This window comes from Candidatus Binatia bacterium (assembly GCA_029248525.1).
In the GTDB taxonomy this organism is placed as follows: domain Bacteria; phylum Desulfobacterota; class Binatia; order UBA12015; family UBA12015; genus UBA12015.
In genome coordinates this window covers 355,224-368,753 of the sequence record JAQWJE010000049.1, presented here as the reverse complement: position 1 = coordinate 368,753, position 13,530 = coordinate 355,224, and the positions used below count along the sequence as shown (strand labels likewise).

General features: G+C 57.6%; 10 protein-coding genes. 2 read left to right on the top strand and 8 right to left on the bottom strand.

The window, feature by feature from the left end; translation table 11 throughout:
* The first annotated feature begins 6 nt into the window (after positions 1-6).
* Together P8K07_14175 and P8K07_14170 are read left to right on the top strand one after the other, a co-directional pair.
* Entirely contained in the window at positions 7-2,049 is a 2,043-nt protein-coding gene (locus P8K07_14175; GenBank protein MDG1959665.1) for a TonB-dependent receptor, read from the top strand.
* Positions 2,046-3,236: a hypothetical protein gene (locus P8K07_14170; GenBank protein ID MDG1959664.1), complete on the top strand. Its 1,191-nt coding sequence runs from the start codon at positions 2,046-2,048 to the stop codon at positions 3,234-3,236. Before P8K07_14175 ends, P8K07_14170 begins: the two co-directional genes overlap by 4 nt.
* Here the strand turns inward: P8K07_14170 and purB are convergent.
* From purB to P8K07_14130, 8 genes are all read right to left on the bottom strand, one after another.
* Positions 3,233-4,600, bottom strand: coding sequence for an adenylosuccinate lyase (gene purB, locus P8K07_14165; GenBank protein ID MDG1959663.1), 1,368 nt, complete (start codon positions 4,598-4,600; stop codon positions 3,233-3,235). The two genes, P8K07_14170 and purB, sit on opposite strands and share 4 nt — an antisense overlap.
* Before the next feature lie 134 nt (positions 4,601-4,734).
* Positions 4,735-6,888 (bottom strand): sulfatase, encoded by a 2,154-nt coding sequence (locus P8K07_14160; protein ID MDG1959662.1) that lies wholly within the window; start codon positions 6,886-6,888, stop codon positions 4,735-4,737.
* A gap of 11 nt (positions 6,889-6,899) precedes the next feature.
* Positions 6,900-8,021, bottom strand: coding sequence for a DegT/DnrJ/EryC1/StrS aminotransferase family protein (locus P8K07_14155; GenBank protein MDG1959661.1), 1,122 nt, complete (start codon positions 8,019-8,021; stop codon positions 6,900-6,902).
* A gap of 12 nt (positions 8,022-8,033) precedes the next feature.
* Entirely contained in the window at positions 8,034-8,963 is a 930-nt protein-coding gene (locus P8K07_14150) for an NAD(P)-dependent oxidoreductase (GenBank protein ID MDG1959660.1), read from the bottom strand.
* On the bottom strand, positions 8,960-10,384 hold the full coding sequence (locus tag P8K07_14145; protein MDG1959659.1) for a glycosyltransferase: 1,425 nt from the start codon (positions 10,382-10,384) through the stop codon (positions 8,960-8,962). Before P8K07_14145 ends, P8K07_14150 begins: the two co-directional genes overlap by 4 nt.
* 67 nt (positions 10,385-10,451) lie before the next feature.
* Positions 10,452-11,171, bottom strand: a complete 720-nt coding sequence (locus P8K07_14140) for an HAD family hydrolase (protein ID MDG1959658.1) — start codon at positions 11,169-11,171, stop codon at positions 10,452-10,454.
* 9 nt (positions 11,172-11,180) lie between these two features.
* Positions 11,181-12,248 (bottom strand): ATP-grasp domain-containing protein, encoded by a 1,068-nt coding sequence (locus tag P8K07_14135; GenBank protein ID MDG1959657.1) that lies wholly within the window; start codon positions 12,246-12,248, stop codon positions 11,181-11,183.
* 147 nt (positions 12,249-12,395) lie between these two features.
* Positions 12,396-13,526: a glycosyltransferase gene (locus tag P8K07_14130; GenBank protein ID MDG1959656.1), complete on the bottom strand. Its 1,131-nt coding sequence runs from the start codon at positions 13,524-13,526 to the stop codon at positions 12,396-12,398.
* Between the last annotated feature and the right edge of the window lie 4 nt (positions 13,527-13,530).

The following is a 13,530-nucleotide window of genomic DNA, read 5'->3' as shown; positions in this document are numbered from 1 at the left end:
CAGTCCGTGAGAGGTTTCCTTGCATCCACTATCCTTTTGTTGGCCCTCCCCGCCCTCGCAGGCGCTGTGGACCCGCAGGATAGCGCCAGCCGACGCGAATCGATCGAGGAAAACATAGAAACGATCGAGGTCACGGGACCTCGCATGATCCGATTGCCTGACCTCACGGCCTTTGCCTCGATCATCGAAATCACCACTGAAGTCGAGGAAATGAAAACGCTCGCCGACGTCCTTGAAGATGCCGTCGGCGTTCAGGTTCGTCGCTACGGCGGCCTGGGGGACTTCTCGACCGTTTCCATTCGCGGATCCTCCCCAAGCCAGGTGCGAATCTACATGGATGGCATCCCCCTCACCCGGGCCCGTAGCGAAACCGTAAACCTCGCCGATCTACCGCTGGACCCACTCGAAGCGATCGAGGTATTTCGCGGTACGACACCACTGGCCTTCAGTGCAGCCTCCCTTGGTGGAACCGTAAACTTGCTCACCCGGGAACCGGGCAAGAAATCGACGTTCTCGACTCTGGTCGGAGGAGGTTCTTTCGGCACCCGAAAAGCGAATGCGACAGCCTCAGGGAGCTTCGGCGATTGGGGAGCACTCATCACCGGATCCTATCTTGGATCCGAGGGTGATTTCCCTTTCCCCGATAATAACGGGACGCCCCTGAACCCATTTGATGACGAGACGACGCGCCGAAAAAACAATGATTTCAACTCTGGCGATCTTCTTCTCAAAGCGACCTACGATGGCCTCTCCATCGGCCAGTTGAGCCTTCTCAGCGAGTTCTTTTTCAACGAGCAGGGCGTGCCGGGTATTGGCTCGCACCAATCGGACTCCGTTCGTCTCAAAGACCTCCGAAGCCTGAACTATCTCCGTCTGGATGCACCCGATCTCGCAGGAAGCGGATTCGATCTACGCACCACCGGATATTTCGTCTACGAAAAAGAAGGGCTCTCGGATCCATTCGGCGAGGTTGCCGGCAGTCGTCTTGAGACGGACAATCAAACGCTTTCCTCGGGGCTCCAGTTCTTCGCGACACGACGCGTGGATATCCATGATTTGGGTGCCCGCGTGGACTTGAGCGGAGAAACTTTTTCTCCCGACAACAAGCTTCAGCCCGACGCCAGTGATGATCGGCAAAGCCGCCTGCATATGAACCTGGCGATTGGAGATACTCTCGGATTCTTTTCGGACCGCCTGCTTCTCGATGTACAATTGCGATACGAATTTATCCGCAATTTCTTTGCCGGAAGCGTGCCCGGCTTCGGCCCTTATAGCCAGCCCTCGGACGCGGATACTTTCAACCTCTTCACCCCCCAACTCGGGGTTGCCTTCCAAATTCTGCCCGGTCTCGATGCCCGCGCCAATATCGGTCACTACGGGCGAGTCCCCAGCTTTATCGAGCTTTTCGGTCAGCGCGGCTCCATCACGGGCAACCCGTCGCTACGACCTGAAGAGGGGTTGCAGACAGACTTCGGTCTCGCATGGTCCCTCTATGATCTGGCTTTTCTCGACCAACTTGCTTTCGAGTCTGCGGTATTCTTCAGCGATATCGACGACCTGATTGTTTTGGTCCGAACGGCGCAGGATCGATCCGTACCGCAGAATGTCGGACGCGCCAAAACACTGGGCGCGGAAATTGCCATGCGAGCGACCCTGTTCGAGAAGCTCCGCCTCACTCTGAACTACACCTATCAGGATGCACGCGACCGCAGCGGCGCGACGGGGATCGATGGCAATCAATTACCGGGGCGTCCCCGGGATGATCTATATTTTCGGAGCAGCTACCGGTGGCGAGACTGGGAACCTTTCTATGAGCTCAACTTCATCGGCAGCAACTATTTGAAGCGAGCCAATCGCCCCGAGGACCTTGTCGCTTCTCGCCTCCTCCACTCCTTGGGGATCGCATGGACTCTGCCATGGACTCCGCTCACAGCGACCTTCGAGGTGCGTAATTTGAGCGACAACCAAACCGAAGATGTTTCCGGTTTTCCCCTACCCGGCCGCACCTTTCTCGGTACAGTAAACTGGTCATGGGAATCTTCGGATTGAAATCAAGACGAGGCCTCTGGTGGCATCGAGCCTCCTGCTGGATGCTGCTTGTCTCCGGCCTTTGGGCAGGTTGCGGTGCCAACGACAGCATCGCACCCGGCCCTGTGCTTCCCTCGGGTGCTCCGTCTGCTTTCATCGTCACGGGTGACTTCGAGACCGGCTCCTATGCGGTCGTCTCCAACGAGAACCCCAACGAGGTGGCGCCGGATCTCGGCCCGGTCCATGGCGATGCGGTTGCGCGCTCCTATCAGGGCGAAGTGTTTGTGATCAATCGCTTCGGTGCGGACAATATCCAGAAGATCGACCCTTCACTGGGCTGGACCACGACCTTTCAATGCTCCGTGGGCAACGGCAGCAACCCCCACGATATGGCTTTTGTTTCGCCCACCAAGGCCTATGTGACGCGATACGAAGAGACCTCGATCGCTATCGTGAACCCCTCGGTCGGACCCGACTGCGAAGGCTTTCTGATTGGTGAAATTGATCTCGCCTCGTTCGCCGATGCCGACGGCATACCCGAAATGGACCAGATGGCGCTGGTCGACGATCGGCTATTTGTCAGCCTGCAGCTTCTGGACAGAAACCGTTTCTTCGAACCGACCAACGAAAGCCTTCTGGTGGTTTTCGATACTCGAACCGATCAGCCCGTGGACACTCGCCCCGAGACGCCCGGGATCGATCCGATTCGGTTGACTTGGACAAACCCCCTGGGCGCCAGCCGGGGACTTCCTCTCGATCCATCCACCGGAGATATTATCGTCGCTCAGGTCGGTAGTTTTTCGGTCATTGGCGATGGGGGTGTCGAGACCATCAACCCCTACACCTTCGCCCGCAGCCGAATCCTGATCACGGAAGATGATATCCAACGAAATATCAACGACTTCGTGCTCGTCGATGGTCGAAATGCGTGGGCCCTTGCGACGGACGAAGATTTTCGCAATTTCGTCCTGCAGATCGATACGACTCTGCGTGAAGAGCGCCGAGCGATCTTCGAGAGCGATGCCTTTCTGACCGATATCGAATTTTCGGCAAGAGATAATTCGATCTGGCTGAGCGACCGCAGCTTTCAGGATTCCGGATTGCGGATTTTCTCGGCGACCGATGGAAGCGGCATTGAGAATCCGCCGATATCGACGGGGTTGCCACCTGTCGATATTCTTTTTCTGGCTCCCAAAACCGGCAGCTAGAGTCGCCGCGCCTGCTCGCGAGCATTTCCCAAATACGTCGCCGGTGTGAGCTGGCGCAGTTCCACCTTCGCTTCTTCCGGAACGTCGAGGCCGTCGATAAACTCGGCCAAAGTCGCCGCGTCAATGGCCTTGCCCCGCGTGAGCGCCTTCAGCTTCTCGTACGGCTGGTCAACACCATAGCGCCGCATCACGGTCTGGATAGGCTCCGCGAGAACCTCCCAGCTGCGGTCCAGATCTGCCGCCAATCGAGCATCGTCAGCTTCGAGTTTGGCGAGTCCCTTGCGGGTCGCCCCATAGGCGATGAGCGAATGTGCAAGACCCGTCCCCAGATTCCGCAAAACCGTCGAGTCGGTCAAATCACGTTGCCAACGCGATAGCGGCAGCTTTTCGGCGAGATGCCCCAGCAACGCGTTTGCAATCCCGAGGTTCCCTTCGGAGTTCTCAAAATCGATCGGGTTGACCTTATGGGGCATCGTCGATGAGCCGACCTCCCCCGCAACCGTTCTCTGTTTGAAATAGCCTATCGAAATATAGCTCCACAGATCCCGATCAAGGTCGAGCAGGATAATATTGAATCGGCGCACGGCATCGAAAAGCTCCGCAATACAATCATGGGGTTCGATCTGCGTCGTGAAGGGATTCCAGACCAAACCGAGCGACTCCACCAAATTTTTCGCCAGAGCCTCCCAGTCCACTTCCGGGTAGGCGATCAAATGCGCATTATAATTGCCAACCGCCCCGTTGATTTTACCAAGCAATTCGACTGCGGCGACTTGTTCTCTCTGGCGCTGCAGTCGGGCAACCACATTGGCAAACTCCTTGCCCACCGTCGTCGGCGTCGCGGGTTGACCATGGGTGCGCGAGAGCATCGGACGATCAGCATGCTCCTCTGCCAGACGTCGAAGGTCACCAATCACCTCGTCCATCGCCGGCATCAGGATCTCATCCCGAGCACGGAGCAACATCAGTCCGTACGAAAGGTTGTTGATATCTTCTGATGTGCACGCGAAATGAATGAACTCCGAAACAGCATCGAGTTCCGGGACGCCGTTGATTTCCTCCTTGAGGAAATATTCGACAGCCTTGACATCGTGGTTGGTCGTCGATTCGATCTCCTTCACCCGAGACGCTTGTTCCAGGCCAAAATCGCGAATCAGCGGCTCGAGAATTTGCTTCTCGGCCTCACCAAAGCGCGGGACCTCGGGTATGCCGGGATGGGCCGCGAGAGCCTCCAGCCAGCGCACTTCGACCTCCACCCGATGGCGAATGAGACCGAACTCGCTAACGAGGCGCCGAAGCCCCTCGACCTTGTTGGCGTACCGGCCGTCGACCGGGGAAATTGCTGTCAGGCTCGAGAATTCCACACAGGTTCTTTACGAGGCCTGCCGCCAACCTTCAATTGCTCGCTCCAGAAACCTCGGATTCCGCCGAGAAGCCCTGACAGAGCGCCCCGGCCGCACCCCGTTTAACGGGAGTACCGCCGGTGCGCCTTTCTCTGTCAGTCGATATAGCCAAGAGCGCGAAGGCGATCGCGGGTAATCGGGTCGAGCTTCTCTTTGGAGATCTCGTTCAAACCAACCGAGTCGCGCCAACGAGCCAGTTCCTCTTCAAGCTCCATAGGAGCCCCGCCCCGGCTGATATAAAGATTGTCATGGGCCTTCGGGTCGTTCTCGAGAACATAGAATTCATGCTCGCCGCCCGACGACCAAACATATTTCTGACCATCTTTGCGCACACCTAAAAGGTGTCCTGCCAGCGTGTGAGGGAATTTGGCCCTCGGATCCCGCAAGAGGTAGGTGAAGACCGGACCTGTATCTGCGTTGCCTGTGCGGGCAGCGGCCACCAGGCTGCTGCCATCCATGGGCGCATCCGACTCGATCTCGGCGAGTTCGAGTACCGTCGGCAAGATATCGTTCAACTCTACCGCACCCGGCACGCGGGCCCCCGCAGGCATCCCCGAAGGATAGCGGATGATCAAGGGGACGTGCGTTTCCTCCTCGGTCAGGGCCTTGAAATGATAGGCAAGGTCGTGCTCGCCAAAGAGTTCGCCGTGATCGGATGTGACCACGACGATCGTATTATCGAGTTCTCCCTGCGCCTCGAGGTCGGCAAGCAGTCGCCCGATATGTTCATCGAGATAAGCGATCTCGCCGTCGTAGAGATCCACCAGTTCGCCCCAGTCTCCCGGCTCCATCGTAGGCAGAACGTCACGAACAAACGTATTGCTGTCGATCGCTTCGCCCTCCTCTGCGTCGAACCGGACGAAGCCCAACATCGGATCGACACCCGGTGCGAATTGGCTGCGGTAGGGCTCGGGGGGGTCAAAAGCGTCGTGGACGTCCATATAGTTCAGGAAGAGGAAAAACGGACGATCTCCATCACGACCATTGATCCAATCGATCGAGCGATCCGTCAAGTCGGCCCCGCGGGCACCCACGCCCTCGAGAAAAGTATGGCGGTGGTACCAACGAACCGCGGTGTCCGGAGCGATCAAACCGGAGCGTACCATCCATTTCACAACGGGTAATTTATCGAAGAACTTCAGGTAGAAGATATTGACCGGACCGTCCATGACGTCCGCGAAGCCCTGGTCGAAGCCGGAACGGCGGCCCAGAGAATAGTTCCCCAGGACCGAGGCTGTGTCGTATCCTTCGTCACGCAGAATCTCGGCGACCGTTTCGTAGTCATCCGGCAGGGCATTCTCCTTGCCGCTATCGAACCGAGAGGTCACCATCTGAAAATGGCTCGGCATCGTCCATGACGCCTGGGAGATCGCTTTTTCGAACACAACACTTTGCTTGGCCATCTCATCAAGATTGGGACTGGTTCCTTTCTCGTATCCATAGGAACCCAGATGATCAGCGCGCGTCGTATCCATGACGATCCAGAGCAAATTCGGCTTGCCGTCGGTCGCCGCTGCCGCTTTCCCATGGGGGCGAATTTCACGCTCGAGATAAAGACCAACACTCCAAATCAGGGCAATCGCAATCAGGCCGCTGACAGCTGCCTTCGCCAGAACCTTCTCGCCCGTGAAGATCTCGAGAATGCGCACACCGCAACGCCAGAGCAGGAGACCGACAATGGCTACGCTCCCGAAGCTGAGCACCGACTCCAGCACAGGCTCCGTTTGGAGAACGTACATGTCGAGATACCGATAAAGCGCCAAAACAAAGCCGAAGGCCAGGCCCAAGTTGATAAAAGAGAGCCAGAGCAGCCCGCCTGAGCGCGTCCGAAGATGAGCAAATGCTGCCAGTGCCAGCCCCGTGCAGACAGCGATAGCGCCCGCATTTGTAGCGAGGCTGATGGGGGCAAAGAAACCGGGCAGGTAGCGATCATTCAGGGGGACACCAATCACCATCAGCAAGAAGACGCCAAGGAAGGCCCCCATCAACAGCGGCACGGCTGAAGTCTCGCGCCAACCGCTCAAGACACGCAGCACCCAAATCCCCAACCCCGCACCGAGGCCGAGCAAGGCTCCGAAAACGGCGTAGGTCAGCAGCACCACGCGCCAAACAGACCACGGTTGATAGAGATCCAGAAAAGCGTTCGTGAGGATCTCGGCACAACTGAAAGCCACCATCCCGACAGCCCAGCTGAGCGCGCCGAGACTCGCCGATTCCAAAAGATCTTTTCCGATTGAATTTTTCTTCATTTCGAACTCCATCAACCAGCAATCGCTCTTACAGCAGCGATCACGCGGTCCACTTCTTCCTCCGTAAGATGGCAATGCATAGGCAAGGCAATCGTTTGATTCAGGGTATGCTCCGCCTTCGGGAAATCACCTTCGGCATAACCATATTTTTCTCGATAAGCAGGCTGCAGATGACAGGTCGGCCAGTAGGACGTCCCCGACTTCACCGCGAACTCTTTCTCCAAACGTTCCTTGACGTCCGGGCGGCTGAGATGGTCGCCGAGAATCAGCGGGTATTTGTAGTAGGCATTGCGACAACCCTCCGGCAGCGGCAATGCGTTTGCGCTCTCCAGATCACGGAAACCTTCATCATAACGGGCGGCTACACTCATCCGCAGCGAAACAATCTCGTCCAGTCGGCGGACCTGCGTCAATCCAGCGATCGCCTGAATTTCAGTCATTCGCCAGGAATATCCCACCCGATCCTGGATTCCCCGCTTATGATCCTCGCCATGGAACCGCAGGCTGGTCGCACGATGTGCCAACGCCTCCGAGTTCGTCGTCACCATACCGCCTTCGCCACCCGCCGTAATGATCTTGGTTGCCAGCATCGAGAATGCCGACGCGTCGCCGAGTCCTCCGGCGCGACCCTCTGCACTGCTGGAGCCGGCCGCATGCGCGCTATCCTCGAGGAGAAAGAGGTTGTTGTCCCGGCAATAGTCTCGGATCCGCGCCAGGTCCGGCGGAATCAGCCCGGCTTGATGCACCAGAACCAGACCTGCCGTTTTCTCGTTGGTGCGGCGTACGATCTCATCAAAATCAATCAGCAGGGTTTCAGGGACGATATCGCAGAAGACGGGGGTTCCGCCGGCGAAGATCACCGCGTTGGCCGATGCGAGAAACGTATTGGTCGGCACCAGAACTTCCTTCCCCTCAATTTCGAAGAAGTTGAGGGCCGAAATCAGAGCCGAGGTGCCGGAGTTGACTGCACGCGCATAGCGAACCCCACAATAGGCGGCGAATGTTTCTTCGAACTCGCGGACCCATTTCCCCTGCATCAACATCCCGCTTTTCAGAACGTCGCGCGTATTTTCCGTGATGAAGTCAATATCATCGTCGGTGAAATAGGGTTTGGCGACCTGAATCATTTCCATGAGAACTCCCGTTCATCCTTCTATTTTGACAACAATTTCCCGTACACCATCCGCGAGTGACTTCTCGGGGAACCACGGAAAAAGGCTTTGTGCCCGCTCGATCGTCGTAAATCGATCGGGCCACGTTTTATCCCCGACCGCCGGGGTGTCCACAATATCGATGGTCCGCCCCAGAATTTCTTTTGCATTTTCCTGGAACAATAACGCCAGCTCTCGAATTGGCGTCGCCTTGCCCGCGCCGACGTTCAGAACCAGAGACTCGGTCCGCGGTGTCGCCACCAAGCCGGCCACCACCCTGCATACATCATCAACATGAACGAATTCGATCGCCTGGCCACCACCGCCCTGAGTCTTGATCGGCGTCTGCGCCTCAACAGCGTTGCGAAAATGCCCCATCACATCGGTCTTGACGACCAACCCGGACCCGGGTCCAAAAACATTTGTCAGCCGCAAGATCGCCGCGTTTGCCCGCGCAGCCTCCCATTCGGCCTCAGCCTTCAGACTTCCGTAGAGATCATCAGGAAGCAACTCCGAGGTTTCGCTCAAGGGCATTTCCCGGGTCGCAAAGGTCGAGTAGACAGCGTAGGTCGAGAGGTGGACCAGATTATCGATGCCGGCATCCTGCATCTGATCGACCAACAGTCGTGTCCCGCGCACGATTGTCCGAATCGCGCCCGGGATGTCTGCTCGACAAGCCCGCTCACCGGCAAATGATGCCGTATGAACCACCGCCGAAACCCCTGCGAGCGCTTCTGCCAGAGCATCAGCGTCCAGCAGATCACCTGCACGAAAGTCGACATCACCATTGGCGATATTCGCCAACTCGGCAAATCGTGTCTCATGACCAAAGGCGCGCACGCCAAGGCCTGTCGAGGCAAGATGAGCGACGATCGCCGATCCGATATAACCGCCAGCTCCTGTCACCAATACTCGTCCACTCATGCCGCCACCTCCCGAGTTCCAGCGCCTCGCGTCCCGTCGTCTGCGGCTATCAATCCGTCAAAGATCGTGGCGAGTTCACCTGTCAGGTTTTTTCGATCGAATTTACGCACCAGGTCCTCATTGGCTACCGGGTCCTCCGCGCGGGCTTCATAGAGCACGATCAACTCCCTCTCGATCCCGGCCGCATCGTGCGGGTCGACAATATGCGCGAGGTCCGTTTGCGAGAAGAGATCGGCGGTGAGGCCCGGCTTGGCCAGACATAGAAATGGCTTGCGCGTGAAAAGGTATTCAAAACCTTTGCCGGAAAGTTTCTCGTTGCCGCCTCCTGCCTGTGGAATCATGCACATCAGGAGTGCCGAGCTTTCCTGCAGGTAGCGTATGGATTCGACATGCGGAACCCAGCCTTCGTAACGAACGCGATCCTCAAGACCGAGATCAGCGAGAAGTTGATCGTAAGGACCACGCTTCGCTCCGACCAGATGTACCGAAAGATCACGGCGCAATCCCTCATGCTTCGCACAGGCGGAAGCAATCGCGCCAAAGAGGTGTTCTGCGGGGAACATATTCTCGATATTGCCGGTGCCGGTCAGATGGAAACCATCCCGGGGAAGCATTTGCCGGGGCAAATCAGAAGCCGCCTGAAAATCGTGAACATCATAGCCGTTGGTGATGACGGAAATATCCCTCTCGTCGAGAAAGGGATACTTTTTCAGGAATCGATCGCGCAGCGGAGGCGCCGTTACGACAACGTGATCGGCGTTCCGAACCACCCATCGCTCCATAGCCTTTTCGATTTTCTCACGAAGTCGATTATTGACGTAATTTCGACGACGCCGGGGGCCATCCGTCCAGGGGTCACGAAAATCGGCCACCCACGGCAATCCCGTCGTGCGCGCCAGCAGGCCGCCATAGAGATGCAGGGAATTGGGGGGCGACGATGTATGGATGAGCGTCGCCTGCGTCCGGCGCACCTGACGAATGCCAGCCCATAGCGCGGGCAAAACCCAGAAGATTTGCTGGTCGGGGATCATCAAGCGCTTGTGGAGAAATTCGTTGAGTTGCCCCAAGCGACCCCGCGCACCTGCTTTTCGCACCTGCGTAACCGAGTCGCTATGCGCCGGGCTCTCTTTCTCCTCGGAAACCGTCGCTGCAGATTTACCCCCGCGAATCGCGCGAATCCCTTCGCGGATCGCATTCTCTACTTTCTCGATCTCAAAAGTACTCGTCTTGCAGACCTCGACATTCGGGGGAATCTCGGCCAACAAGCTCTCGTCCCAGACATCCCAAAACGGGTTCCGAGCCGTATGCACCACGGGTTCCCAACCGAAATCACGCAAATATCGCGTATATTTGAGGGTTCGTTGAACACCGCCCCCCCCTTGGGGTGGGAAACGGTAGCTGATGAGGAATGCCTTCTTCATGCGGAAGGGAGCGAACTTTCTGCGGGTCGCAGACGGAAACCGGGAGAACGAAGCTTACGGGATGCGATCACGATCGGGCAACCGCCTTTTCCGCCTTGGGCAGGAATCCGCTCAACTCCGTCACTCTGGAAAGCCGAAAATGAGCATCCCAGCCCGGATCGCAGACATGATCGTCGAACTCGGGATTCGCGACACGGATCGTCGTCATCCCGATTTCGGACGAGCCCTTGAAATCAAAAAGAGGGTTATCGCCGAGATAGACAGCCTCGCTCGGTAGCACATCCGCTGCTTCGCAAAGCAGTCGAAATGGCATCTGCCCGGGCTTGTTCTCGGTCAGCGTCGACGAGAAAATGATATGGTCGAAAGAATCCGCCAAGCCGAGGAGTCGCAGCTTGTTCGCCTGAACCGCCTCCCGCCCCGATGTAATCAGGCCAAGCTTGTATCGATCGCGCAGTGCCGCGAGAAATTCTGCGACTCCGGGGAAAAGATCAATCCCTCCCTTCACGGCCGAGAATTCGGTCAATAGATCCTTCAAATGCTCCGCAACGGAAAGTCCGTTTTCGGTAAGTATATCATCGAAGAGGTGGTGGTAGTGCTTGCCCTCCGAGATGAGAATTTCATCGAAGCGTCGACGAATCTGTTCCGGGTCCCCATCGGACAAACCCGCGACTCGAGGTGCTATCCGGTCGAGGGCCGCCGCAAAGTACAATCCTTCATCGTAGAGCGTATTGTCGAGATCGAAAGCGAGCAGTTGCATGCCCTCGAGTCTGCTGGCGAGATTTCCCATGACCCGCCCTCAACGCTGGGGTGGCGTGCCGTCGTCGAAGTACTCTCGAAAATGCCGCAGCATCCGCACGCCGTCCTTGATCTCGGCCTTCGGGATATCCTCACCCAATGCCATCAATACGGAGAACCAGGCGATATTTGCGCCTGCAGCCTTGCACAAGATCAGCGAGGTTCCCCCGCGCGGATTGATATCATAGATGCGGGGTTCACCATTTTTGTCCAACTTCATCTCGTAGTTCTGCATGAAGTTGTAGCCGAAGGCCTTGCAGGCCTGTCGCGCCATATCCAGAACGGCCGGGTTCATATCCACCTGGCCCACAGTCGTATTCGATGCCGTTCCGCGGACGCGGATTTTGGGGACGGCATAAAGGACTTCACCTTCCTGCGAGAGGACATCGCAACTGTAGTAGGTGCCGGGCAGGTACTCCATGGCGATCAGTTCGGGGAAGTCGGGACCGTCCTGGCGACGAAATTCCTCGAGGCAGGTCTCCAGAGACATCACCGGCTGGCCGGCTGCACGAACATCCTGTCCCACACTCGGGTCGTCACTGGCTGTGACCAATCTCGCGCCGCGGCCGCCCTTGGACTGGGTCGGCTTCAAAAACACGTCGATCTCGGGGAAGCCCATTTCCTTCAGGCCCTCTTCGAGTTCACCAAACGTGGCGATCGTACGGAACCCGGCAGCTGGAATTCCCTGCTCGGCAAAAAATTCATGGTACCGCGATTTGTTCGAGGAAAGACGAAGCATCTCGGGGTTGCCCGGGGTGATCACACCCACGCCAGCGCTGCGAAATTCATCAAGGCGCTCGGCAGAACCAATCGCCTCTTCTTCGCCGAGCGCGTAATAGACATCGATTTCGTAGTCGCGACAGATCTCGAGCACACGATCGATATAGCCGGGGTCGTTACGACCGGGGACCTGCACAAACTCGTCGGGAACATGCGGCGCAATCCCGCCTGCGTCCATATCTGCCCCTACAATCGTCACATGGCGATCACCGGGACCGCGCATCGCTTCGGCGAGTGAGGGACGGGTCGGGTGACCAATCGAGGGAACGAGAATACGAATATCTTTCAAAACAACCTCCTGTGAACGGGAACACTTCGCGATTATCAGAACCCGGACCCCCGCATAACCTTAAAATCGCAACGGCATACGCAGCCACCCGAACCTGTCGGACCCCTAAGTCTAACGACGCCGTTCCAAGAAAAGTTTAGGAATTTCCTACGGATCTGGAGTTAATTTCGCAGAAGAGACGCAGGATTGAACCCAGCTTTGAAAAGATCGGCGAAAAAATTCCGGGGAGAAACCCGCCGCCCGCGCGACACAATCTTCTTCCCGAAAGGGTTCGCCGCGCTCGAGATCATCCAGCGCCCTCGCGAGCGACGCCACCGATGGCTCGGGAAAGAAGATGCCGGTCGGAGCCGGCGCGGAGCTTCCGGACGATGCTCCCACCACCGTCTCCAGAGCCCCTCCTTTGCCCAAAGCCACAACCGGTGCGCCGCAGGCCATCGCTTCCAGGGGAACAATGCCGAAGTCTTCCTCTCCGGGAAAGACCAACGCCCGACAACGCCGATAGAGATCTCGTAAATCCTCCGCGGACTGCGCCCCGACCACTTCGACACCGTCGCCCGCGCGCCTGCGCAATTCCTTGAGCAGAGGCCCCTCGCCCACCACGACCAACTTTCGGCCGGTCTGCTGACAAACCTCAATCGCAAGATCCGCACGTTTGTAGGGCACCAATTGGCCCACGAAAAGATAAAAATTCTCGCGCGGCACCTCCGGCGCGGGCGTAAAAAATTCGAGCTCCGCCGGTGGTGGGATCACCGTCGCCGCCCGACCGTAATGTCGCTGGATTCTCGATTCGACAGCCCGCGAATTGGTCGCGAACTCGTTGACCCGCCTTGCAGCGCGAGAGTCGTACCAGCGAATCCAACGGAGTCCTGCATGGGCAAGTGGCCGGAGCAGGGCAGGTATTTGAGCGTCGACATACTGCTTGGGAAAATCCCATGCATAACGCGGTGGCGCGTGACAATAACATAGGTGGACCGCACCCGGGTCGACGCGCACGCCCTTGATCACGGACGCATCGCTTGAAATCACCAGATCGAATCCTCGCAAATCAAGGGTACGAACTCCGACTGGATAGAGCGGCAGCAGCGCCTCTCGAAAACGCGCTCCCCGGGCTAACAGGCTGGAGTGACTGGTATGATCGGCGAGGCCACCGGGCAAATGCTCGGCAGAGCCAAAGAGTGTGTAGATCGGGGCGTCCGGATACAGGCGAGCGATTTCCGCAAGTACTCGCTCCCCCCCTCGCCAGGTCAACAACCAATGATGCACCAGGGCGATTCGCATCGCG